19 protein-coding genes are annotated in these 25256 nt (G+C 57.8%); 13 read left to right on the top strand and 6 right to left on the bottom strand.

Translation table 11 applies throughout. The annotated features are described in order from the left end of the window. The first annotated feature begins 37 nt into the window (after nucleotides 1-37). From QKB66_RS09765 to QKB66_RS09755, 3 genes are read left to right on the top strand one after another with little or no spacing between them, the layout of a single operon-like run. Nucleotides 38-1696 (top strand): thiamine pyrophosphate-dependent enzyme, encoded by a 1659-nt coding sequence (locus QKB66_RS09765; protein WP_248092284.1) that lies wholly within the window; start codon nucleotides 38-40, stop codon nucleotides 1694-1696. Nucleotides 1697-1723: 27 nt separating this feature from the next. After that, nucleotides 1724-3001, top strand: a complete 1278-nt coding sequence (locus tag QKB66_RS09760; RefSeq protein ID WP_414253202.1) for an amino acid permease — start codon at nucleotides 1724-1726, stop codon at nucleotides 2999-3001. A gap of 54 nt (nucleotides 3002-3055) precedes the next feature. After that, nucleotides 3056-4096: a histidinol-phosphate transaminase gene (locus QKB66_RS09755; RefSeq protein WP_248092287.1), complete on the top strand. Its 1041-nt coding sequence runs from the start codon at nucleotides 3056-3058 to the stop codon at nucleotides 4094-4096. A 26-nt stretch (nucleotides 4097-4122) separates the two neighbouring features. On the opposite strand, the gene QKB66_RS09750 is transcribed toward QKB66_RS09755, so the two are convergent. Further along, nucleotides 4123-4836, bottom strand: a complete 714-nt coding sequence (locus QKB66_RS09750; protein WP_248092290.1) for a TetR/AcrR family transcriptional regulator — start codon at nucleotides 4834-4836, stop codon at nucleotides 4123-4125. A 163-nt stretch (nucleotides 4837-4999) separates the two neighbouring features. Here QKB66_RS09750 and QKB66_RS09745 point away from each other — a divergent pair, with 163 nt between their 5' ends. From QKB66_RS09745 to QKB66_RS09730, 4 genes are all read left to right on the top strand, one after another. Then, nucleotides 5000-6511, top strand: a complete 1512-nt coding sequence (locus QKB66_RS09745) for a flavin monoamine oxidase family protein (RefSeq protein WP_414253201.1) — start codon at nucleotides 5000-5002, stop codon at nucleotides 6509-6511. A gap of 3 nt (nucleotides 6512-6514) precedes the next feature. Continuing rightward, on the top strand, nucleotides 6515-7438 hold the full coding sequence (locus QKB66_RS09740; protein WP_062035695.1) for a universal stress protein: 924 nt from the start codon (nucleotides 6515-6517) through the stop codon (nucleotides 7436-7438). Nucleotides 7439-7514: 76 nt separating this feature from the next. Then, on the top strand, nucleotides 7515-9077 hold the full coding sequence (locus tag QKB66_RS09735; RefSeq protein WP_311517689.1) for an APC family permease: 1563 nt from the start codon (nucleotides 7515-7517) through the stop codon (nucleotides 9075-9077). 72 nt (nucleotides 9078-9149) lie between these two features. Next, complete coding sequence (locus QKB66_RS09730; RefSeq protein ID WP_248092299.1) at nucleotides 9150-10526, top strand: NAD-dependent succinate-semialdehyde dehydrogenase; 1377 nt, start codon at nucleotides 9150-9152, stop codon at nucleotides 10524-10526. A 391-nt stretch (nucleotides 10527-10917) separates the two neighbouring features. On the opposite strand, the gene QKB66_RS09725 is transcribed toward QKB66_RS09730, so the two are convergent. From QKB66_RS09725 to gabT, 3 genes are all read right to left on the bottom strand, one after another. Next, nucleotides 10918-12141 (bottom strand): amino acid permease, encoded by a 1224-nt coding sequence (locus tag QKB66_RS09725; RefSeq protein WP_248092302.1) that lies wholly within the window; start codon nucleotides 12139-12141, stop codon nucleotides 10918-10920. A gap of 148 nt (nucleotides 12142-12289) precedes the next feature. Continuing rightward, nucleotides 12290-13771, bottom strand: coding sequence for an NAD-dependent succinate-semialdehyde dehydrogenase (locus QKB66_RS09720; protein WP_414253200.1), 1482 nt, complete (start codon nucleotides 13769-13771; stop codon nucleotides 12290-12292). A gap of 31 nt (nucleotides 13772-13802) precedes the next feature. Further along, nucleotides 13803-15131, bottom strand: a complete 1329-nt coding sequence (gene gabT, locus QKB66_RS09715; protein WP_311517692.1) for a 4-aminobutyrate--2-oxoglutarate transaminase — start codon at nucleotides 15129-15131, stop codon at nucleotides 13803-13805. A gap of 144 nt (nucleotides 15132-15275) precedes the next feature. On the opposite strand from gabT, the gene QKB66_RS09710 reads away from it, so the two are divergent. From QKB66_RS09710 to QKB66_RS09685, 6 genes are all read left to right on the top strand, one after another. Then, a complete protein-coding gene (locus tag QKB66_RS09710) occupies nucleotides 15276-16784 on the top strand; it encodes a PucR family transcriptional regulator (RefSeq protein WP_248092312.1) in 1509 nt (502 codons plus the stop codon). An 83-nt stretch (nucleotides 16785-16867) separates the two neighbouring features. Further along, nucleotides 16868-17800, top strand: a complete 933-nt coding sequence (locus tag QKB66_RS09705; RefSeq protein WP_414253199.1) for a carbohydrate ABC transporter permease — start codon at nucleotides 16868-16870, stop codon at nucleotides 17798-17800. Between the two features lie 16 nt (nucleotides 17801-17816). Next, nucleotides 17817-18641, top strand: coding sequence for a carbohydrate ABC transporter permease (locus tag QKB66_RS09700; protein ID WP_414253198.1), 825 nt, complete (start codon nucleotides 17817-17819; stop codon nucleotides 18639-18641). 64 nt (nucleotides 18642-18705) lie between these two features. After that, entirely contained in the window at nucleotides 18706-20028 is a 1323-nt protein-coding gene (locus tag QKB66_RS09695) for an ABC transporter substrate-binding protein (protein WP_414253197.1), read from the top strand. Nucleotides 20029-20072: 44 nt separating this feature from the next. Next, nucleotides 20073-21152, top strand: coding sequence for an ABC transporter ATP-binding protein (locus QKB66_RS09690; RefSeq protein WP_414253196.1), 1080 nt, complete (start codon nucleotides 20073-20075; stop codon nucleotides 21150-21152). Between the two features lie 805 nt (nucleotides 21153-21957). Then, nucleotides 21958-22266, top strand: coding sequence for a hypothetical protein (locus QKB66_RS09685; RefSeq protein ID WP_239239790.1), 309 nt, complete (start codon nucleotides 21958-21960; stop codon nucleotides 22264-22266). Nucleotides 22267-22281: 15 nt separating this feature from the next. On the opposite strand, the gene QKB66_RS09680 is transcribed toward QKB66_RS09685, so the two are convergent. Together QKB66_RS09680 and QKB66_RS09675 are read right to left on the bottom strand one after the other, a co-directional pair. Beyond that, nucleotides 22282-23523, bottom strand: coding sequence for a M20 family metallo-hydrolase (locus QKB66_RS09680; RefSeq protein ID WP_414253195.1), 1242 nt, complete (start codon nucleotides 23521-23523; stop codon nucleotides 22282-22284). Between the two features lie 51 nt (nucleotides 23524-23574). After that, nucleotides 23575-25182, bottom strand: coding sequence for an amidohydrolase (locus QKB66_RS09675; RefSeq protein ID WP_070455522.1), 1608 nt, complete (start codon nucleotides 25180-25182; stop codon nucleotides 23575-23577). Nucleotides 25183-25256 lie beyond the last annotated feature (74 nt).

The following is a 25256-nucleotide window of genomic DNA, read 5'->3' as shown; positions in this document are numbered from 1 at the left end:
GTTGCACCAATCACAGAAGAAGGGTTGTCTGAAAACTATGACTCGTCGCCATGTTGGCACCGCCATCGCTGAATCTCTCGCAGCACACAACGTCAAGCGCGCATACCTCGTCCCAGGCGAGAGCTTCCTGCCAGTGCTTGATGGGCTCTATGACAGCCCCATCGAAGCCATCGTTACCCGCCAGGAAGGCGGCGCTTCCTACATGGCAGAGGCACACGGCAAGGCCACCGGTGAGCCGGGCGTCGCAATGGTCACCCGCGGCCCGGGCGCTTCCAATGCTTTCGTTGGTATCCACACCGCCTGGCAGGATTCCACCCCGATGGTCCTCTTCGTGGGCCTTATCCCCTTCCCTGACCGTGACCGTGAGTCCTTCCAAGAGTTCGATCCAAAGGCTTGGTTTGGCACCCAGACCAAGCAGGTCTTCATCCTCGATGACCCATCCCGTGCTTCCCACGTGGTGGCCGAGGCATTCTTCCAGGCCAAGCAGGGCCGCCCAGGCCCAGTAGTGGTGGGCCTGCCGGAAGACATTCTCCACTTGGACTTCGACGGCGAGATTATCCAGCCAATCAACGTGACAGACGGCGCGGTATCCCCAAGCGATATCGCCGCGCTTTCCGAGGCCCTACACTCAGCCGAGCACCCACTCATCTTCGCCGGCGGCCCGCGCTGGACCCCAGAGTCCGCACGCCAAATCACCGAGTTTGCAGAGACCAACCAGATTCCGGTAGTCCACGATTTCCGCGCCAGCGACCGCATCCCTTTTTCTTCCCCGGCCAACGCCGGCTGGCTGGGCTACGGCCGTGACGAGAAGGCAGCTGCGCTGCTCAAGGATTCCGACCTCGTACTCGCCGTTGGAGCAGTGCTTGGCGACGTCCCGACTGACGGCTACAAGCTGCGTCAAGGCGCAAATGACCGCAACTTCTTCATCAACATCGATTCCAGCCTGCGTGGCAACTCCGCAGCCGTCACCCGCCACATCCTGGCCAGCCCGGTAGCCTTCGCCGAAGCGCTGTCTGAGATCAATGCGGGCGAGGTCTCTGCTACCCAGCAGCAGTGGTTCGCGGATGCGCACGCGGCACAGGTGGCTTTCTCTACGGTTCAGGACGAAACCGACTGGCGCCCGGCTCCTGACGGAACCGCACACATCGAATCACTCATGCGCGCCATTCAGGAGCAGGCCCCAGAGGATTCCATCTACACCTTCGGGGCCGGCAACCACTGCATCTGGGCGCAGCAGTTTATGCACACCAACGTCTACCCCTCCCAGTTCAGCGTGCGCAATGGCTCGATGGGCTACTCCGTTCCAGGTGCAGTCTCCACCAAGCTGGAGTTTCCTGAGCGCACCGTCATCGCCATTGCTGGCGACGGCGAGTACCTGATGAATGGCCAAGAGCTGGCTACCGCCCTGCAGTACGGCGCTCCTTATCTGACCGTCGTGATGTCCAACGGCGAGTTCGGCACCATCCGCGATCACCAAAAGAACCACTTCCCTGATCGCGTTTCCGGCACCCAGCTTTCCAACCCGGATTTCGCCGCCGTCGCCCGTGGCTTCGGCGCTCACGGCGAGCTTGTCACTTCCGACGCCGAGGCAGGCCCTGCCGTCGAGCGCGCCCTGCAGGCTATGCGCGAGAAGCAGATTCCAGCAGTCATCAACGTGATTGTGGATCAAGCTCTGTCGCTGCCTGACAACGACTAGACCTGTCCCCAAACAAAGGATTTTTCAATGAGCGATACCGTTGCTACCGCTATTGAACGTGCGGAGGCCAAACCTGCTGGCTCCACGATGACTTGGGTCATCACCCTGTTCGGCACTGCCGTCGGCGCAGGAATTTTGTTCCTTCCACTTAACGCTGGTGGATTTGGTTTCTGGCCACTGGTCTTTGCCACGGTCTTCATCCTGCCGCTGGTCTATTTCTCGCACCGCACCTATGTCCGAATAGTCAGTGGCGCGCCCATCCGCGACCACGGCAAGGACGTGCTGGACCTGGCCACGCAGTATTTAGGCCGCACCTCCGGCATCGTTATCGCCATTTTGTACTGGCTCGCTATTTTCCCCACGGTGCTGATTTACGGCATCAGCATCACCAACTCGGTCGATAGCTTCATCGTCAACCAACTGGATGGACCTTCCATCAACCGGTGGGTACTCGCTATCCTCTGCGTGGGCATTATGACCGGCGCGTTCGCCGTGGGCCGCAAGCCCATGCTGTGGCTGGCCCAGGTGCTGGTCTATCCGCTCATCTTCGCTTTGGCAGCAACGTCCATCTACCTCATCCCACGCTGGGATTTTCAGAGCTTCCTGCACTACGACAACGGTGAAGGCGACTTTGGAATCCTCAAGGGAATCCTGCTGATTCTGCCGGTGCTTGTATTTTCCTTTTCCCACATGGCGGCACTGTCTCAGTTCGCACTAGACATGCAGCCGGCCTATGGCGAGAAGACCGCCAAGCGCGTTGACCGCACGGAGCTGCTTACCGCCATCTTGCTGGTGGTCTTTACCATGTTCTTTGTTTGGTCATGCGTCTTGGCTTTGGGCGCCGACGGTATGAATGAGGCGCTGGAACAAAACATTCCGGTCTTGTCCTACTTCGCTAACGTCACTGGCACCCCGTTCATGGCCTACATGGCACCCGTTGTGGTCATGTGCGCCATTATCTCCTCCTACTTCGGCCACATGCTGGGCACCGAGGAAGGCACAGAGTACCTGCTGCGCCTAGCAGCGCCAAAGCTGGCTGAGCATATCTCGCACCGCAGCCTGCTTAACATCATCTATCTCATCACCTTCGTTGGCACTACCCTGGTGGCGGTCTATAACCCATCCATCGTGTCGATGATTTCGGTCGTCGGTGGTATCTTCGTGGCTTTCCTCGTTTACCTGGTTCCGGTCTACATGTTCAAGAAGTTCGACGCTTATTCCAAGTTCAAAAATGACCCGTGGAACTACTTCGTATTTGGCATGGGAATCGTCATCATGGCGGTTACCGTGTGGAACATGTTCTAATTCTTATCAATCACTTCTTAAAAGTCGTTTTAAAGTAAGGAGTTTTATAACCATATGCTTCGCTCTGATCTCAACAAGTTCCCTGATTACAAGCCCGGCAAGTCCGACGGCGACAAGCTGAAGCTCTCCTCCAACGAAATCCCTAACCCACCGCTTCCCTCCGTGCTCGAGGCAATGACGCGGGCGGCGGCGGAGACCAACCGCTACCAGATCGATGGCTCCCCAGAACTGACCATCGAGCTTTCCAAGTACCTGGGCGTTCCTGAAGATCACCTCGCTATCGCGGCGGGCGCCTCGGCCATCGTTCAGCAGGCCATCGGAATGTCCTGCCACACTGGTGACGAAGTGATCTTCCCGTGGCGCAGCTTCGAGGCTTACCCGCTCTACGTGCGCATGGCCGGCGCGGAACCAGTGATGACTCCGCTTACCGAGGACGACCGCTTGGGCTTGGATGCCGTAATCGAGGCCATCACGGACAAGACCCGCGCCATCATCCTCTGCAACCCGAATAACCCAACTGGCACCACCATCACCAAGGGCGAGTTCCGTGACTTCATGGAGCAGGTTCCGAAGGACATCGTGGTTATCCTCGATGAGGCTTACTGGGAGTACAACGACGCGGAGGATACCCCGGACTCTGCCGAGGAGATTTTCAACTACCCGAACCTGGTGGGCGCCCGCACCTTCTCCAAGGCCTTCGGCCTTGCCGGTGCACGCGTGGGTTACGGCATCGCCTCCCCGGAGCTCATCCACGGCCTCAAGCTAATGACCATGCCGCTGACGGTTACCTCCATGGCAGAAAAGGCTGCCATCGCAGCGCTTAACTCGGCAGAGGAGCTGCTTGCCCGCGTCGAAGAGACCAAGGTGCAGCGCGAGCGCGTAGCTGAGGCAATTGGCGCGCGCCCTTCCAAGGGCAACTTCGTTTGGATTTCTCGCAGCGACGCCGAAGAGGTTGAACGCAAGCTTTCCGACGAAGGCGTCATCATCCGCCGCTACCTGGATGAGGGTGTACGCGTTTCCATTACCACCGAGGAAGAAACAAACATCTTCTTGGCCGCCTGGGAGCGTGCGGGCATTCGCCCATTCGGCGAATAATCGCCTTCTATCCCATCGCCCTTTCCCTACTTAGATGGCGGTTGCTCACCTGGAACCGCCGGCAGGAAATCTGCCAATAACGCCGCCAAACCCGTTTGAAACGGATCTTCCGCAAACGGGTTGGCGGCTTTTTGCTCTTTAGTTGCCGCAGCCGAAAGTTTTTCTTGCCATGCAGCACGGGCGCTGCGCAGATGCGGTGCTTCTACATCACCGTCTTCGGGAACCTCGAAGATTTCTTGGGGAGCATTGGCGTCGAAGGCGGAGCCGTAGATGAAGGACTCCAGCATGATGATCCGCGGAAGAATCTGAGCGGATTCGACGCCGGCAAATGCCAGTACCTCAGCTAATTTTTCGTACATTTTCACTGCCCGTGGAGCACCTGACACGGGGGTAGAAGCAATGACTTCCACCAGCGGATAATGCCGCGCGAATACATCGCGGTAGGAACGCGCCCAGACCTCTAATGCGTGATGCACGCTCACCTCACCCGCTAAGGCTGCGTCGAGAAGCGATGCGTCTACCTGCGCCATAACCGCGTCCTCTACAAGGATGAGCAACTCATGTTTGTTAAGTACATGGTTGTACAACGCGCTCGGCGCCACCCCCACTTCGCGGGCAATTCGGGCCATCGTGAGTTTGGCATAGCCACTTTCCTCCACAATTTTTAAAGCGGCCTCGGCAATTTTCTCACGGTTTACCAGCGCCTTTGGTGGCCGACCTTTAGCGCGCGAAAAATTCATGGCTCAAACCTCTATCCAGAGTCACATTAATTCTGTACAGTGACACGCAACACAAAATGAATGTTGTTCATTTTGCGTCGAGCTTTCAAACAATCTTCCCATAGTCGTTTCCTCTGCACCGCGTAGAGGAAGATGCTCACCACTTCACACAGGAGAACCCACCATGTCGTCATTATTTAGCAACGAATCCAACACCAACCCGGTCCTCGAGCGCGACGTTGTCGTCATCGGCGCGGGCCCTGCCGGCCTCATGGCAGCACGCACGCTGAAGAAGAAGGGCCTTTCCGTCGCAGTCCTGGAAGCCCGCGACCGCGTCGGCGGCCGTACCTGGAATGGCAAGGTCAAGGATGCCGAGGGCGTCGAGCACTTCGTGGAACTGGGCGGACAGTGGATTTCCCCGGATCAGACGCGGCTCATCGAGCTCGTTGATGAGCTAGGACTCGAAACCTTCCAGCGCTACCGCGAGGGCAAGTCCATCTACGTTGCCCCAGACGGCACCCGCCACGAGTACGAGGGCACCGTCTTCCCTGCTTCCGAGAAGACCATCGCGGAGATGGACCGACTCATCAAGATCATGGATGACCTCGCAGCCGAAATGGACCCGGCGCACCCCTGGGCACACCCGCGTGCGAAGGAGCTGGACTCCATCTCCTTCCGCAAGTGGCTCGAAGGCCTTTCTGATGACCCGGAGGCAATCGACAACGTCTCCATCTACGTCGCCTCGGGCATGCTCACCAAGCCTTCCTATGCTTTCTCCACCCTGCAGGCAGTCCTGATGGCTGCTTCCGCGGGTTCCTTCTCCAACTTGGTCGACGAGGACTTCATCCTGGACCGCCGCGTGATCGGCGGCATGCAGTCCGTGTCGCTAACCATGGCAGAAGAGCTAGGCGAGGATGTCTACCTCGGTACCCCGGTACGCGAGCTGCACTGGGCCGAGGTTGATCCGACCACTGCAGATGACCTGAATAAGGTCGCTGCCGACGTACGCAACGGCGTGCCGAACAACGGCGCTGCTGGCCAGGTGACCGCCTACTCCGAGAAAGTCACCGTCAAGGCCCGCTACGCAGTCCTAGCAGTTCCGCCAAACCTGTACAGCCGCATCTCCTTCGTTCCGCCGCTGCCACGTGATCAGCAGATCGTGCACCAGCACATCTCCATGGGCTTGGTCATCAAGGTCCACGCCATCTACGACAAGCCTTTCTGGCGCGAAGAGGGCCTTTCTGGCACCGGCTTCGGCGGCGGCCGTTTAGTTCAGGAGGTCTACGACAACACCAACTACGGCAAGAACTTTGCTGCCTCCGCCGAGGGCGAAGAAGACCAGTACGGCACCTTGGTTGGCTTCGTCTCCGACGTTTATGCCGAGGAAATGTGGCACCTGCCAGAAGAAGAGCGCAAGGAGCGCATTCTTTCTGCCATGGCGGACTACCTGGGCCCGAAGACCAAGGAGCCGATCGCGTTTTACCTCTCTGACATGGCCGCTGAGGAGTGGACCCGCGGCGCCTACGCCACCTCTTATGACCTGGGCGGCCTATCCCGCTGGGGCCACCTGCAGAACGAGCCGACCGGTTCCATCTACTACGCCTGCTCCGACATCGCTGCCGAAGGCTACCAGCACGTCGACGGTGCTATCCGCCAGGGCGAGCTCGTCGCTCAGAAGATTGCCGATAAGGGTTAAATATTGTCTGCTTCTGATTTTGATCGCCGCGCAGCCACCGGACATATCTTGGTGGGCTACGTTGCTACGGACTACGGCAAGGACGCGCTCCGCTTGGGCATCGCCCTTGCCAAGACCCGCAACGTCAACCTTGAGATCGTCATGGCGGCCCCGGCCAATAATTCCTTCTCCGGTGTCTACCCGCACGACCGCGGATACAGCTCCATCCTGGAAGAACAGATTGCAGGTTGGTTGCAGGAGGCGCTGGGTGAAGTCCCCAGTGACATCCGCGCCACCGCCCGGATCGTCCCCGGCGAGTCTGAGGCCGAAGCGCTCAATCGCGCGGCGGAAGAACTGGACTGCGACATGATCGTGGTTGGTGCGCGCAAGGGCGGCCTTTTTGGCCGCTTCCAAATGGGTACTGCGGTCAACACGTTGTTGCACTCCGGTACTGTCCCTATCGCTCTCGCACCACGCGGCTACTCCTACCCCGGCCCCATCAGCCGCATCACCGTCATGTTTGGTCCGCGCCCAGGCACCACGGACGTCATCGCAATTGGTTTGGACCGCGCGCGGCGCCGCCGCCTTCCGCTGCGCCTGCTTTCGCTCGTGCTGCCTGGTGAGTCCGATCTGCATGGCCTCGGCACCGACGTTCCCAATGCGGTACGCGCTTATGCCAACCGCAAGCTGGGCGATATCGCCGAAGAAATGCTCTCGGCTGGTTACGCCACAACCGACGTCGCCACGGGGCGCGACGTCGAAGCCGCAATGGAAAACGTCACCTGGCAAGACGGAGAGCTCGCCGTGGTTGGCTCTTCTCGCCTCGCGGTTCCCGGCCGGCTCTTCTTGGGTGGCACGGCGTCGCGAATGCTGCGCTCCATTCCCGTTCCCATGGTCGTCGTACCAGCCGGCTACATGCACGCCGGCGCCGACCACGAAGCGATCTAGCAGGCGCTTTCGCCCAGATCGCTTCCTACCACCAGACCGTATTTCCTAGTTCTATTTTGAAAGGCGGTGAGTAGTCATGACTAGTGCCACTCCTGCACCACCGATTCAGCCCACGCCGGGCAGCGGCGATAACATCGCCTCCACAAAGGGCCTGGCTACCGGACGCGTCGGCTTACTCGGCGCAGTCGTCATCGGCATCAGCTGCATCGCGCCGACCTATACGCTGACTTCCGGACTTGGCCCCACCATTTCCGCGGTGGGCGAGTTTGTTCCGGCCGTCCTCCTTTTGGGATTCATCCCGATGCTCCTGGTGGCCTTTGCCTACCGTGAGCTCAACAATGCGGTTCCGGATTCCGGTACCTCGTTTACTTGGGCCACCAAAGCCTTTGGCCCCTGGGTGGGCTGGATGGGCGGATGGGGCCTTATTACTGCCACCATCCTGGTGCTTTCGAACCTTGCCGCAGTCGCTGTGGACTTCTTCTATCTCTTCCTTGCCCAGATATCAGGCCGCCCCGAAATTGCAGACCTTACGCGCAATCTCTGGATTAATATCCCCACCACGATGGTCTTCATCGCGATCGCAGCCTGGGTTTCCTACCGTGGCCTAGATTCCACGCAGAAGTTGCAATACGTGCTAGTTGCCATCCAGATCATGGCCATTGTGGTCTTTGACATCGTCGCCATCGTGCGCGCTTATAAGGGCGGCGGATTCGACTTCACCCCGATTTCAGTTTCATGGTTTAATCCGCTGGAAATCGGCAACTTCTCCCTCATCGCGGCCGGCATTTCCTTGTCCATCTTCATGTTCTGGGGCTGGGACGTCACGCTGACGATGAACGAGGAAACGAAAGACCCAGAAAAGACTCCGGGGCGCGCTGCAACCATCACGGTCTTGGTCATCATCAGCCTCTACATTCTGACTGCCTTGGCCGTCATCACGTGGGCAGGAACGGGTGATGACGGCCTGGGTGCTGGCAACCCGGAGAACCAGGAATCGATCTTCGCCGCGCTCTCCTCCCCTGTGCTCGGCTCGGCTGCACTACTTATCTACGTCGCTGTGCTCTCCAGTTCCTTCGCGTCGCTCCAGTCCACCATGGTCGGCCCAGCGCGCACGCTGTTGGCGATGGGATACTACAAGGCGCTGCCGCCGGTCTTTTCCAAGATCAGCCCAAAATTCCGCACACCCTCCACGGCGACCATTGCCTCCGCTATTGCAGCGGGCGGTTTCTACACAATCACCCGCATCCTGTCTGAGAACGCGCTGTGGGATACCATCTCCGCGCTCGGTCTCATGATCTGCTTCTACTACGGCATCACGGCGGTGGCCTGCATCTGGTACTTCCGCCACGAGCTCTTTAGCAGCGTGCACAACATCATCTTCAAGTTCGTCTTCCCCCTGCTGGGTGGCGGCTTCTTGTTGCTGATGTTCTTCATCACGGCATTCGACTCGCTTAGCCCGGAATACGGTTCCGGTTCCTCTATTTTCGGGGTAGGCACCGTCTTCGTGCTGGGCATGGGAATTCTGTTGCTCGGCGCCGTATTAATGCTGTTCACGCGCTTTGCCCATCCGGATTTCTTCAAGGGCCGCACATTGAAGCGGATAACGTCCGGCGAAGACTCTCAATTGCCGCTAGTTTAGAGGCTAGCCCTATTTCAACCTAGTTCACTATTAGGCTCCAAAAAGAGCTGGATCACACAATAAGGAGAATTAATGTCTAACACTTACCGAGTTCAAAACCCTGCTACCGACGAGATCGTCGAGACCTTCGACTCCGCCACCGACGCCGAGGTAGAAGGCGTACTGGCGAAGGCCGCCGCAGCCTACCGTGAGTGGAGTGCGCGCCCGATGTCCGAGCGCGCGGAAATCGTTGCTCGCGCCGCCAGCCTCTTTGCGGAGCGCAAGGAGGAGCTGGCCAAGATTGCCGCGGAAGAGATGGGCAAGCCTATCTCCGAAGGCATCGAGGAAGCAGAGTTCTCAGCGGCCATCATCAAGTACTACGCCGATAACGGCGAGGAATTCACCAAGGATCAGCCGATTCCGGCTTCTGCCAATGGCACTGCGGTAATCCGCCGCCTGCCCATCGGCCCGCTGCTTGGCATCATGCCGTGGAACTTCCCCTACTACCAGATTGCCCGCTTCGTGGGCCCGAACCTAGTCCTCGGCAACACCATCGTCTTAAAGGACGCAGAAATCTGCCCTCGCTCCGCACTCGCCGTGCAGAAGATCATGGATGACGCCGGCATTCCGGAAGGCGTATACAACAACATCTTCGCCACCCACGATCAGATTTCCACAATCATCGCGGATCCACGCATCCAGGGCGTTTCCCTGACTGGTTCCGAGCGCGCAGGCGCAATCGTGGGCGCACAGGCAGGCCAGAACCTGAAAAAGGCCGTGCTCGAGCTCGGTGGATCCGATCCTTACATTCTTCTCGATACCGACGACGTCAAGGAAGCAGCCAAGCTGGCGTGGACGACCCGCATGTACAACACGGGCCAGGCCTGCAACTCCAACAAGCGCATGATCGTCATGGAAGACATCTACGAGGAGTTCGTGGCTGAGCTGACCAAGCTCGCGCAGGCAGCAAAAGCAGCGCCTGCCGACGCCCAGGGCGAAGGCACCTACTCCTGCCTGTCCTCGCGTGCGGCGGCGGAGACCCTGCACGATCAGATTCAGCGCGCGGTGAAGGAAGGCGCTACCCTGCGCGCTGGCGGCGAGCTGGCGGACAAGGGCGCCTTTGTCTCCCCCGCCGTTATCACCGACATTCCAGTCGGCTCTGACATCTACTACGAGGAGTTCTTCGGCCCGGTTGCCGTGGTCTACCAGGTTTCCTCCGACGAGGAAGCGCTCGAGCTGGCCAACAATACCCAGTTCGGCCTGGGCGGCACCGTCTTTTCCAAGGACACCGAGCGCGCAGCGGCCATCTCTCGTCGCCTCGAGGTGGGCATGGCCAACGTCAACACCCCAGCCGGTGAGGGCGAGGAGCTGCCTTTCGGCGGCGTGAAGCGCTCCGGTTTCGGCCGCGAGCTCGGCCCGCTGGGCATGGACGAGTTCGTCAACAAGCAGATGTACTACGTCGAGAACTAATCTCTTCAACGACATCGCTGCAGGTTAGAAACGAATAAAAGGGAGGGCGGCTTCCAGCTCCGCACTGCGGAATCTGGAAGCCGCCCCTTTTCTATTTCGACGGCCTGTAAGTCAGTGCTGCCTAGGTACTCCTACTGCTGCGAAGAGCCTGCGGAAGAACCGGTGGAGGAACCATTAGAAGAACCACCGCCTGGAGCACACGCGTCATAGAACACGCCACCCAGAAGGAGTCCGGCGGCTATGAGTGCCAGTCCGGCGCGTCCCGTCAAGTTCGTTCTATTTTTCTATGCGCTGCGCTGATAGTCAGGCCCGGTTGGAAAAATAAATTCCGGTATTACTTTTGGCAAACACCCCTGCCCCCTATCCATGAGCGCTTGCCGACGCCACTTCCTTAAGCCCAGCCCGCCGGAACCAGGCCCACAATCGAGAGAACCGAATAAACGAAAGCCAAGAAATAAACCACGATGATGACGCCCTGAATCAGCGGATGCGCAAGAACGCCAACATTCCATCGCGTTTCCTTGTCGCCATGCTTGCGGGAAGCATGCAACAGCATCACGGGAATGATCGACATGATAGCGCCGGCAAATCCGCCCGCATAAGACAGCGCGGCAACAAAGCCGCCCAACCCTACAACGGAAATAACTAGCGGCGGCAGCACCGTCAGCGCAACACCAATCGCACGTTGGCGGTTACTTCCCTCCCAGTGCAGCATGTCCAAGATGTTGCGCATCGTGGTAAAACCAATTGCCAAGAAAGATGTCAGCATTGCAGCTAAAGCGAAGATATTCGCCAGATAATAGGCCACCGGCCCAAGCTTCTCACCCCACGCGATAGTCACGACTTCGGTCACATCCATACCAAGGAGGCCGAGCGCGGCGAAAGGCACGAGCGCCAAGGTAAAGCCGGTGATGACCATACCCACGACGATGGCGCGTGCGGTCTCATGCGGTTTTTCCGGATCCATTCCCTGCACCAGTTCCGGCACGACGTACTGCGCCACGAACGAGAAAACAGCCAGGTTCAAAATCGGAACGATGAAAAATGGGTGCAGCACCAGTAGGTTTTCCGCTTTAATGCCTGGCCCAATGAAGGTCCAACCACACAAAATCGCGATGATAATCGCCATTCCGGCGGTGATAGCCCCCTCAGTAGCTCCGGTGGTGTGCAGGCCGCGGTACATAACCCAAGAGCCGAAACCAAAGAAGATAAGCGTTCCCAATAGCGGCGGCGCACCGAAAATATTGTTTATCAGCTGGCCAGAGCCAGAAGCATAGGCAATCAAAGCACCCACGCCGTTAATAATGATGGCAAGAAAGACCAGCCAACGGCCCCACTGCCCCAGATAGTGCTCCGCCAAACCGGAAACCTGCAGAGGCGCTTTTGTGCGCATCGCACTTTCCGCAACATAAAGCATAGAAATCGTGGTCAGGGTACCCGCCACGAGAAGCGCAATAACGAGCGCCATGAATCCGCCGTTACGCGCGGCATAGGGGATGGAAAGAATGCCTGCACCAATGTTGGTGCCAAAGATAAGGGCAATGCCTTGGACGAAACTCAAGGCCGGCTTCGCAGCCTGCGGAGCAGCCCCTTCTGTCTTTTCAACAACCGTCATGTTTTCTCCCGAATCTAAAATAGAAATATAAGTAACTGCGCATGGATCAACTGGGCCCCTCGGCGCCCTCCCCTTTTTCTGCAAAAGGTGAGGGCGCCAAGGGGCAATGCCTGTGAAAAATCAGCTCGCTGAGGCTTGCCGGTTAGCGCTAAGGCTTAGCGATGTAGCGCACGGAGATGTACTCCTCGATGCCTTCGGCACCACCTTCGCGGCCGAAGCCGGATTCCTTGATGCCACCGAATGGAGCGGCAGCGTCGGAGATGGCGGAACGGTTGATTCCCACCATGCCTGCCTCCAGCGCGTGCGCCAGGTACTCCGCGGTGTGGAAGTTCTCGGTGAAGGCATAGGCTGCCAAACCGAACTCGGTGTCGTTGGCCTTGGCGACTCCTTCCTCCAAGGTGGAGAAGGTGGTCACGGTGGCTACCGGCCCGAAGATCTCCTGGCGCAGGATCTCGGCGTCGTCAGGCACGTTCGCCAGAACGGTAGCTGGATAAAAGAAGCCGGCGCCATCCGGACGCTCGCCGCCGGTGGTGGCGGTAGCACCCTGCTCGAGCGCGCGCTCAACCAGCTTGGCCACGCTGTCGCGCTGCTTCGCACTAATCAGCGGGCCGAGGGTGGTGCCTTCTTCCAAACCATGGCCTGCCTGGATAGCAGCCATCTTCTCCGTCAGGCGCTCTGTGAACTCCTCAGCCACCGCCTCGTGCACGATGAAGCGGTTGGCCGCGATGCAAGCCTCACCGCCGTTGCGCATCTTCGCCTGCATTGCGCAGTCAAGCACTAGGTCGAGGTTGGCGTCCTCGTGGACCAGGAACGGGGCATTTCCACCCAGCTCCATGGAGGTGCGTTGCAGATTATCGGCAGACTGGCGCACCAGAATCTTGCCCACGCCGGTCGAGCCGGTAAACGTCACCTTGCGCAGGCGCGGATCCGCCATGAGCTCGGAGGACAGCGCGCTCGACTGCGTGGTGGTCACGATGGAGAACACACCAGCCGGCACCTCGTGGCGAGTGAATACCTCTGCGATGACCTCACCCAACAGCAGCATGGTCAGTGGGGTCTCCGCCGCAGGCTTGACCACGACCGGGCAACCAGCGGCGAAGGCCGGGGCAATCTTGCGGGTGGCCATGGCCAGCGGGAAGTTCCACGGGGTGATTGCCAGCACTGGGCCCACCGGGGTGTGGGAGACGGTAATGGAACCATTGCCTGCCGGGGACTGGGAGTAGCGGCCCGGAATGCGCACGGCTTCTTCCGCGAACCAGCGCATGTACTCAGCGCCGTAGGCCACCTCGCCCAGCGCTTCCGCGTAGGGCTTTCCCATCTCCAGGGTCATCACGCGAGCGAAGTCTTCCTTGCGCTCAATAATGGCGTTGAAGATGTCGGTGAGGATGATAGAGCGCGTGCGCGGCGCAAAACCGGCCCACTCCTTTTGCGCGGCGTCGGCAAGCTCCAGCGCGCGCATCCAATCAGCGGAGGTGCCATCTGCAACGTTGGCAATGACTTCCTCCGTTGCCGGATCAAGGACCTCGAAAGTGGCGCCGCCGGTGGCTGCGACGTTCGTGCCCTCCAGCCAAAGGCCAATTGGCAGAGAACCCAACAGCTCAGAAACCTGCGAATAATCAAAGTTTGTCATTTGCTTCTACCCTTTCGGCTGCAGCCCGGATTTACTTGTACTCGTTGAACTGCTTGACCACTACCTGCAGGGCCTCGCGCCATAGATCCTCCGGGATGGCCAGGGAAGGCAGGAAGCGGATGACGTTGTGGTCGAGACCGCAGGTGAGAATGAGGACACCCTCGGCCTTCGCAGCGTCTGCGATCTTGTGGACGAGCTCGGAGTCTGGCTCGCCATCAGCAGTGACGAACTCGAGTGCAAGCATGGCGCCACGGCCGCGGAACTCGGCCACGCGCTCGTCGCCCAGGATTGGCTCCAGCTCCTCGCGGGCAATCTTTTCCAGGTTCAGCGCGCGGGCGCCAAAGTCCTTCTCCTCAAATTCCTTGAGGGTGGCCAGCGCTGCGGCGCAGGAAACAGGGTTGCCGGTGTAGGTGCCGCCCAGGCCGCCTGGCTGCGGTGCATCCATAATTTCCGCGCGGCCGGTGACAGCGGAAAGTGGCATGCCGGAAGCAATACCCTTGGCGATGGTGACCAGGTCAGGGACGATGCCCTCGTGGTCGGAAGCGAACCAGGTGCCGGTGCGCATCATGCCAGCCTGAATCTCATCAACGATGAAGACGACGTCGTTGTCGTTGCACCACTTCTGGATAGCCGGCAGGTAGCCCTCAGCCGGAACAACGAAGCCGCCCTCGCCCTGAATCGGCTCGACCACAACGCAGGCGAGGTTGGCTGCGCCAACTTCCTGCTCGATCATCGTGATGGTGCGCTTTGCGGCTTCTTCGCCGGACAGCTGGTCGCGCAGCGGGTAGGACATCGGCGCACGGTAGATTTCCGGCGCGAACGGGCCAAAGCCGTTCTTGTATGGGGACTGCTTTGCGGTCATGGCCATGGTCAGGTTGGTGCGGCCGTGGAATGCGCGGTCCATGACCACGACGCCGCGCTTACCGGTGTAGTTGCGGGCGATCTTCACGGCGTTTTCTACCGCCTCCGCGCCGGAGTTGAATAGCGCGGTCTTCTTCGGGTGATCGCCCGGAGTGACCTCGTTGAGCTTTTCTGCGACCTCAACGTAGGACTCGTACGGGGAGATGGTGAAGGAGGTGTGAGTGAAGTGCGCGACGGCCTCCTGCACGGCCTTGACGACGGCCGGGTTGGAAGCACCCGCGGAGGTAACAGCGATGCCGGACGCCAAGTCGATGAAGCGGTTGCCGTCTGCATCAGCGAGGATGCCACCATCAGCGTCCACGACGTAGCCCGGCAGCGCAGGCGCCATGCCAGCCGGGATGGCGTTCTTGCGGCGCTCATCAAGAGCAGCGCTGGCTGGTCCTGGGACCTCCTGCGCGAGGTGGCGGGTCTGCTCGATGCGGTATTCAAGTTCCTGCATGATTCTCCTTCAATCGTCTTGCTTTGTGATGTGAATCATTGTGGACGCCACGACTAGTCGCAGGCCATGGACATCGCGTATATATTTTGAGGAAAAGACTATTCACTATGTCTATCGACGAGTTGCTGCAAGAAGGACCCGGCAATGAGCGAGCTTCGCTTTCAATGGCTGTTTAACCAGCGCAAACTAAACCTGCGCCCGATTCTCGAAGGCCCGCGTGAATTCACCACCATCCAAGCCAGCGAGTTGCGCGATCCCAGCGAGTTCACCACTCAGGGCGCCATCATCCTGACCTTGGGGCTAGCTTTCGAACACTCACCCAGCGACTTTTCCGTCTATGCGCGCACCCTGGCGGCGGCGGGCGTAGGTGCCATTGGCTTCGGCACTGGCCTGACCTTCTCCACGGTTCCGCAGGAGCTTATCGACGCCGCGGCGCGCCACCACCTAACGCTTTTTGAAGTCCCCCGCGCCACGCCTTTCATTTCGATCATCAATACGGTGACTACGGAGCAATCGCGCATCGAGAACAACCTCCAGTTCACCTTGCACCGCCAACAGGAGCGTTTGAATCAGGCGGCGTCGAATGGCACTAATGCGCTGCTGGAGCGTGCGTCAAAAGAACTCGGCGCTGCCGTGGCCGTGGCTAACGATTCAGGAATCGTCATCAATCGTCACGATTTAGGCGAGCTTTCCGCCGCTGAGTTCGCTATTGCCGCGGCAAGCCAAAGCTCGGGACGGACCTCAGGCGCGCGCTCGAGCATCACCAAAGACGGCACGACGATCGCCACCATCACCAACGTGTTTAATACCCACGGCCGACGGCGTATCGCGCTTGCGGTATCCCGCGAGCAAAAATTCGACTCTTATGACCGCGCATTGACCCGCCATCTTGCGGGCTTGGCGGAAATGCTGCTGCAAAACCGCGACTCTTCGGCCCGCATCATCTTAGGCGCTCTCGCCCTTGCAACGCAGGTCTCCGGCACCACGCCTGCGCTTGGCGCCACGGCTTTAGACGCCGCTTTCAACTCTGTGGCCTCCCACGGCCGTCTCCACCTCTGCCTGGCGCAGGCTGATTCACCCACCCGCCTGAGCCGCGCGCTGGGGCTAGTCCACCGCGCCGCAAACAAAGGCGGCTATGCCTGCTTCGTGCTGCCTTTGGAAGGCACGGCGTCGGAAAGCGCACTCATTGCCTTGCCTCCCGAAACCATCGATGCGCAGGAACTATTCGGCCGATACTCCAAAAACTTGCAGGTTTCCGTGCTCCGCGACACCCCGTGGGAGGAAATCAGCACCGACCGTGTAACGGCCCTGAAGGCCCACGCTCGCAGCCTGCCTCCTGGAACCATGGCGGAATTTAGCTCCGACGCCCCCGCCTGGCTCGGTGAATCTGCAGTACACGAGGCCTTAGGAAAGCGCCGCGCCGCGATCGTCGGAAAGCTTAAGCACCATGACGCCGCACACAATACGGAGCTGCTGCGCACCTTGCGCACCTACTTGCTTGCCGACGCCCAGCTCGCCGCCGCTGCCAGCGAGCTCAACGTGCACCGCCACACCGTGCGCGCCCGCATCGAAAAGGTCCAAGCCCTGTGCGGCATCGATCTTGCCAACCCCGTGATTCGGGCGGAGGCGCTGCTACTTTGCCTTAGTTCTTGAGTATTTTTTCATTCATCTTTAGTTAGCCAAGTTTTCACCCCACCGGTAGCGGGTTTTAACCTTCCCAACCTAGCTTCTCCAAAGTGGTTATTAAACAATCGGAGCATAGTCCCGATACAGCTGCTTTACGCAAGAAAGCAGAGGGGAAAAAGCGCCAAGAGTGGTGGCTCGCGCTAGTACTCTTAGCCCCCAACCTCATTTTGTTGGGAATCTTTACCTATCGCCCACTCATCGACAATATCCGGCTTTCCTTTTTTAACTGGAATATCTCGAGCCCAACGTCGGCATTCGTAGGATTTCAGAACTACGTTGAGTGGTTCACGCGCGACGATACGAAGACCATCATCGCGAATACCCTCATCTTTACTTTCTTTGCCGTAATCGGCTCTCTGGTATTGGGACTCGCGCTAGCTCTCTTGCTCAATCAAAACTTGAAGGGCCGCAATTTCACCCGATCGGTGGTCTTCGCACCTTTCGCAATTTCCGGAGCTGCCATCGGCATTGCTTTCCAGTTCATCTTCGATCCCAACTTCGGACTTATTCAAGAGATGCTCAGTTGGGTAGGCGTTGAAAGTCCTAACTTCTATGCCATACCCGGCTGGGCGCTATTCATGGTGACTTTCACTTTCGTGTGGAAGAACCTGGGCTATACCTTCGTCATTTATTTGGCTGCTCTACAAGGCCTTTCCAAGGACTTGGACGAGGCCGCGGCTATCGACGGTGCGTCCACTTGGACGCGTTTCCGCCGCGTGACGCTGCCACAGCTTCGCCCCACTACATTCTTTCTTTCGATCACAGTGACGCTGAACTCTGTACAGGTCTTCGACATCATCAACGTAATGACCCGTGGCGGCCCACAGGGTAACGGCACTACCACTCTTGTGTTCCAGATTTATCAAGAGACCTTCGTGAACTTCCGCGCTGGCTACGGTGCTACCGCCGCCACAATCATGTTCTTGATCTTGCTAATCATCACTTTGATTCAGGTACGCATCATGGACAAGCAAAACCACTAATGGGAGCGAAGCCTAAATGGATAACACCCTCAAAAAAGTTTTTGGATACATCGGCATCGTCGCTGTCCTCCTGCTGGTTGGCCTACCGCTGTTTTGGATTTTGATGACCTCCTTCAAAGCCAAAGGCGACATCTACACGGATCCAGTAAATTGGCTTCCACCCAGCTGGGAAACCGCGAACTACAAAGACGCAACCACCCGCGTTCCTTTCTGGACGTACCTGCGCAACTCGGTGCTCATCACAGCTGTGCTGTCTGTGCTGAAGTTCGTGCTTGGCGTGATTTCTGCGTATGCGCTGGCAATCCTGCGTTTTCCGGGTCGCAACATCGTCTTCCTAGTAGTCATTTCAGCGCTGATGGTACCTTCCGAAATCACCGTTATTTCCAATTACGCACTGGTCAACGCGCTGGGCTGGCGAAATACTTTCACAGGCATCATCGTGCCTTTGGCTGGCGTCGCATTCGGCACCTTCCTGATGCGCAATCACTTCTTATCGCTGCCCTTTGAACTGGTTGAGGCCGCAAGAATGGACGGCGCTGGACCTATTCGCCTGCTGACAAAGGTCTTGCTTCCGATCTCTTGGCCAACGTTGACAGCCTTCGCAGTGATCACCATCGTCAACGAATGGAACCAATACCTGTGGCCATTCTTGATGTCCGATACTGCCGACGTCGCGCCGCTTCAGGTGGGTCTAACCATGCTGCAAAACAACGACGGCGTCACCAACTGGGGTCCAGTTATGGCCGCCACCATCCTCACCATCATTCCGATTCTCATCATCTTCCTGGCCCTTCAGAAATACATGATCAAGGGCCTTACCACTGGTGCCGTCAAGGGATAGCCGCAGATGGCTACCTCAACCACGCTCGCCGTTTAGTCTTTCTATTTCTACAAGGAGTTAATTCATGGACCGCCGTTCATTCCTCTCTGTTCTTGCACTGAGCACCGCCTCGGTTTCTCTTTCTGCCTGCGCAGGCACTTCCTCCACCGACCCACAAGCTAAGAAGAATTCCTCTGGTTCCGGGGAAGTCACCGAGCTGACCTGGTGGTCCAACCACCCGGGTTCCTCGAAGGACATCGAGACCGAGATCATCTCCCGCTTCGAAAAAGAAAACCCGGACATCAAAATCAACCTGATTGATGCCGGCAAGAACTACGAAGAAGCAGCCCAAAAGTTTAACGCGGCACTGACCGGCAGCGACCTTCCCGACATCGTGGTTCTCTCCGACGTCTGGTGGTACAACTTCGCTATCAACGGTCAGATCGCGAACGTCGACGAGCTCGCCAAGGAAGCAAACGTCGGCCTTTCCTCCTACGTGCAGCCACTGTATGAGGACTACGCCTACGACGGCGGCCACTTTGCACTGCCATTTGCCCGCTCTACTCCACTCTTCTACTACAACAAGGACGCATGGAAGAAGGCTGGCCTACCTGACCGCGGACCAAAGTCTTGGGACGAGATGGATAAGTGGGCTACAAAGCTCGCGGATGCAAACCCCGATATGCAAGCCTTTGGCTGGGGCGATGCTGTTGACTACCTGGGTTGGATCTTCCAGGGGCCGCTGTGGTCCAAGGGCGGCGCATACTCCGATGAATGGGAGCTCAAGTTCACTGATCCCAAGACCATCGAAGCCGTCGAGTGGCTGAAGAAGGTCACCGATGAAAAAGAAGGCTACTCCTACGTGGGCAACGATATGGCGATGGAATTTTCCACCGGCCGCGCCGCTGCCACGGTGCTGTCCACCGGTGATCTCAGCGGCATCACCGAAAACGCCAAGTTCGACTTGGGCACCGCGTTCCTGCCTAACCCAAACGGCGATGGTGCTTGCCCAACCGGCGGAGCTGGTCTGGCTATCCCAGCCGGCATCGACAAGAATCGCCAAATCGCAGCGATCAAGTTCATCGACTTTGTAACCAATGACCAAAACACTGCCTACTGGTCGCAGAACGTCGGTTACATGCCCGTGCGCAAGACTGCAATGGAACTGGATGAGCAAAAGAAGTTCATGAAAGAAAACCCGAACTTCAAGACTGCTATTGAACAGCTACCGGATACCCGTCCACAGGATTACGCACGTGTATTCCTCCCCGGCGCCGATCAGGAAATCGGCGGTGCCTTCGAGAAGATCGTTACCAACCGCGATGACGTCAAGAAGACCCTAACCGATCTGGAAAAGACACTGCAGTCTATCTACGACAACCAGGTCAAGCCGGTCATCAAGAAGTAATTCATCTCGCCGCCCCGTCTTCGTACCTGAACTGAGAGGAAACCATGGCAACTGTCACTTTTGATGGTGTCTCGCGGATTTATTCCAAGGACGCCGAACGCCCCGCTGTCGATTCGCTCAACCTCGACATCGCCGACGGCGAGTTCCTTGTGCTCGTCGGACCGTCTGGTTGCGGAAAATCAACGAGTCTTCGCATGCTCGCTGGACTGGAGCCAACCGATTCCGGCTCCATCCGCATCGACGGCAAGGACGTCACGGGCGTTAGCCCATCCGATCGTGATGTTGCCATGGTCTTCCAGAACTACGCCCTCTACCCCAACATGACCGTTGCACAGAACATGAGCTTCGCCTTGGAAAACCGGAAGATGGACAAAGCCCTCATCAAGGAGCGCGTTCAGGAAGCGGCGAAGATCCTGCAGATGGAAGACCTACTCGACCGCAAACCAGCAAACTTGTCGGGCGGCCAACGCCAACGCGTAGCGATGGGGCGCGCTATTGTGCGCGAACCGGCGGTGTTCTGCATGGACGAACCACTGTCTAACCTCGATGCCAAGCTGCGCGTATCTACCCGTGCGCAGATTTCCGAATTACAGCGACGCCTCGGTACCACGACGGTTTATGTCACCCACGACCAGACAGAGGCTATAACCATGGGCGACCGCGTGGCGGTACTAAATGCGGGTGTTCTGCAACAAGTAGCACCAACTCGGGAAATTTATGACCGTCCTGCTAATACCTTCGTCGCGGGATTCATCGGATCGCCTGCAATGAACCTCTACGACATCGACGCTTCCGTTCTGCGCCGCTGGGGTTTCGAGCAAGCGCCAGAAGGTCCACTTACGGTGGGCATTCGCCCTGAAGATTGGAAGCAGAGTTCTGAAGGCGAAGGCGGCGTAAAGTTTGTCATTCACCATGTTGAGGAACTTGGCCACGAGTCTTACCTCTACGGCGATCTCACTGGCGAGGACGGCACGGTGTTTAGCTCCACTACTCGTCTGGGTGGCAATACCGGTGTGCTCGTGGAACCGCGTAGCCATCAAAGCATCGGCGAAACCATCTGGCTGAAGCCAAATACCTCGAACGTGCATATCTTCGACCGCGAAAGCGGCAACCGCATCAACTAACGGGCAAGGACTAGAGGCAAACGGCAAGCGCCCATAAACCGCCAGTGATTGCACAGGCAGTCCCAGCGATCTAACAGCCACGCATCATTGCTGTGCCAGCCGCATGCTTCATACTTTTGTTGTGCGTTTGAGAGAGCGCATGAGAGAGATAGAGAGAACCCCTCAGCTTCCGGAGGGCAGCCTTGGCTGATAATCGGAGGCGTTTAGAGAGAGACAGCGATAGCGCCCAGAGCCTTTTCGAAGACCTGGGCGCTTTCGTTGTGCAAAATCTAGCAGTATACAAACCTACTATCTCTTGCACAGCGTTCTTGCGCCAGTTTCTGGGTTTTGAGGGCTCATAATTTGCGCGTGTGTTTGAGAGAACGCGCAAAGAGAGATAGAGAACAGTGCGGTACCAGCTTCCTCGAGGCAAGGCTTTCGAGATGACTAAGGAATTGCTCCGTCCTCTTTCCGTAACTGCAATCGTCGCTCTGTCCTTAAACAGCACGGTCGTGCCTACTGCCCAAGGGTTTAGCTCCGGGTCATCGTTTGGGGGTTCCTACCTCGGTGGCTTTGGAAAGAGCGAGTGGGTCAGCCCAGTGGGAATGATCGCCCGCGTAGAAAACGGCGAAATCGTGATGGACCGTCCGCTCAACGAGGGCGATGACGTCGAACAACTCGTAAAATACGGGCACGCTGACAACCTCACGCTGCTGCCAAGCGACATCGGCAGCTGGGGCGAAAGCTACTTCCCGATTCTGGATCAGAAGGTTCTCGCTGGCAAGATGTCGCTGCGCTTTATCCGGGGCTGCTGGGTTCTTAGAGTATGTTCAACGCGCAGACCGCCTCAATTGAGGTTCGCGTATCCCGCGAAATTACTGCCGATTGGAATGCTATAAAACCGGCAACCGTTGTCATCGCGGGTCGTGGCGGCTGGCAAGCCGAGCAGGATGAGGAAAACTTCACCCAGCTCTACGGCATCAACCTCGAAGGCTCCGGTGAGCGCAGCGCCAATACCGCCGGCGTCGACGACAGCTCCGTGCTCGACGTCAACGCCGAGCCGGTAGAAGAAACCACGGAGTCTGCCGTACTCGAGTCCATGGCGGGCGCGCAGGTAACGCCGCTGGACAAGTAACTCGAGCCAGGTGTTTTAGGTCAGCGCGCCCTCAACCAGGCGCGCTGCCACGTGGGTAAATACATCAAGACCTGCAACGCAGTCTTCATCCTTGGTGTATTCCGCCTCATTGTGGGAGACGCCGTCAACGCTTGGGATAAAGAGCATGACGGTCGGTACGTGCTCCTTCATATTCGTCGAGTCGTGCCCAGCCACGGTGAAGATCTCCTGGTGAGAATAGCCCAGCTCTTCAACCACTTCACGCGCAAGTTCCACACCGGCCTCTGGATACGGGTTGAGCGCCCACTCATGGGTAGTGTTCAGCTCAACACGGGTACGGGACTCTTCTTCCGCTGCCGAAATAATCTCCCGAACGCGCTTCTGCGCGGTCTCCAGCGTCTCGCTATTCGGCGAGCGTAGGTCAATATTGAAGCACACCTCACGGGCAATGGTCACCGGCGAGTTTGGCTCCAAGGTCAGCTGGGACACTGATGCCTGAAGCTCAAACTCTGGGAACTCTCGCGTTAAACGCTGTACTTCGGCAATGATGAGCGAGGCGCCAAACAGCGCATCACGACGATCCGCCATCATGGTGGAACCGGTATGTCCCTGTTCACCGTGCACTACCGCCTGGAATTTCTTCGCACCCCAGGTCGCGGTCACTAAGCCGATGGTATTGCCAGCAGCCTCCAAACCCTTACCCTGTTCAACATGGATTTCGCCATAGGAAACCACCTTCGGGGCCTGCTCCACCGGGGTCCACTTCGCTTCCTCAAAAGCCTCTGCCACGGTGGTTCCTGCAAGATCCGTCGATTCCAGCGCTTTTTCCAGCGGCATAACTCCGGTGAACACGGAACTGCCCATCATCGACGGAGAAAAACGCGAGCCTTCCTCGTTAAACCAGTTGATTATGGCCAGGTTATAACGCGGCGAAATCTTCCCCTCTTCCGCAAGGCGGGCCACCCGGTTTGCCGCATGCGCTGCTGCCAGCACGCCGTACGCACCGTCATAGCGCCCGGCCAAAGGCTGTGAATCGAGGTGCGAACCCAGGCCTACAAAAGGCGCGTCCGGAACGAACTCGAAGAGACCGTACTGATTACCAATCTCGTCGTAATGCACGCGCGCACCCATCGATTCCAGCACCTGCGCAAACCACGCACGATTAACGCGGTCGCCTTCGCTCGCAGCCTGCCTTTCGACGCCACCTCCCGCAGTCGCGCCATTGGCTGACATCTCGCGGAAGTCCGCCAGGTACTGTTCATCAGTTGTTGCTCGCATTATGTATTCCTTTCCGAGTTAATTCGCAATGTGTATTAGATTTTTTGGGTTTTAGAAGCTTCCGTAGCGAAGTTCGCCACCGACCACAGTCGCCAGAATTTCTATCTCAGATAGCGCTTCCACTTGTGTTTCCAGTGGGTTCGAGCCCAACAGAACGAAATCCGCGAGCTGCCCGGGCTTTATTTGTCCCTTTCGGCCTGCCCAGCCTGTAGCTGCCGCTGAACCCGCGGTATACGCGTAAAGAGCTTCAGATACGGTGATCTTGTCTGCAGGCCCATATTCATTGCCCGCAGCAGTAGTTCTTTGCGCGAAAGCTTGCATGACTTCGAGTGGGATACCACGCGTCACCGGTTGATCTGAACTACCAGGCAGAGTCATTCCGGCATCAAGGAGACGCTTAGCTGGATAAGACAGCTCTACACGCTTGGCACCGAGTTTCTGCGCCATTGCATCACCGAATTCTTTAATGAAATACGGCTGTGGGACCAGAACTACAGGCAGCTTCGCCAAGCGATCAATCTGTTCTGCTCTAACAACGCCTCCATGTTCGATTCGGTGCGGAATCTTGGGTGCCCCGTGCACACGAATGGCTTCTTCGAGCGTTTCAATCGCGAAGTCAACCGCAGCATCACCGATTGCGTGTAAAGCGAGTGACCATCCGGCGCCCGCTGCCATTAAGGCATTACGCTTGATTAGCTCCGGGTCGCCTTGAAAATAGCCTGAATGCTGGCAGCACTCATAATTTTCCGTCATCGCAGCCGTAGTCCCAAGCAGGGAGCCGTCCGTAAAAATCTTGGTGGGGCCAATTTGCAACCATTCGTTACCGAGCCCGCTTCGGATGCCGGCGTCGATACCCCAACCTATGCCATCAGTTTGATGCCCATCGAGTTCGTGGAGAACATCCATGGTCACCATTACCTGCGTACGGACTTGTAAATCAGCAGCTTGGTAAGCCGCAATCTCGCGAGGGCTATGTCCAATCCATCCGCCCGCTACACCAGCATCAGTAACTGACGTAATTCCTCGTTCGAGGTAAACTTGGTGCGCTCGTTCCAATGCACTTGAAATCTCAGTTTGAGATTCAGGCAAAAGCACCTGCTGAATCGGGCGCATCGCATTTTCGTCCAGCAAACCAGTACATCGACCAGCTGAATCGCGAACGAATTCTCCGCCTTCTACTGTCGGCGGCGCCGCAGGATCAATTCCCGCTAATTCGAGTGCACGAGTATTAACGGTATAAGCATGGCCAGAGTTGTGTTTGATAAGAAGCGGACGTCCAGCGGCCGCGCGATCCAACTCGCTAAGTTCAAGGGTCTGTCCACCCAAGCTAGATGCGACGAAGCCCGAAGCAATAATCCATTCGCCAGAAGGCTCAGCGGAGGCAACTGCATCATATACATCTTGCGCGCTAACAACCTTGGACAAATCAACTTCCATGAGCGTTTGCCCGAACCACACGGAGTGCGAATGCACATCGTTAAACCCTGGGGTAAGGACTTTTCCTTGTGCATCCCAACGTTCACCCGGAAGAGCTAACGCAGCATCATCAAGGGCAAGTATCTTCCCATTCGCGAAGGCAATCGCATGCGCTTCAGGGTAAGACGGATCCTGAGTCAGTACATGAGCATCGTAGATGATAGTGATTTGATTCTGATTCATTCACTCCTCCTTACTTATGCTGCAAGTCACACTAAGCGAAGAAGGGCAGCTGCACAGTCATTTCCCACAAATTG

Origin of the sequence: Corynebacterium sp. c25Ua_89 (assembly GCF_047459735.1) — a bacterium.
GTDB lineage: Bacteria > Actinomycetota > Actinomycetes > Mycobacteriales > Mycobacteriaceae > Corynebacterium > Corynebacterium simulans.
Note: the sequence above shows the minus strand (reverse complement) of the source record. Positions and strands in the feature narration are given on the sequence as shown.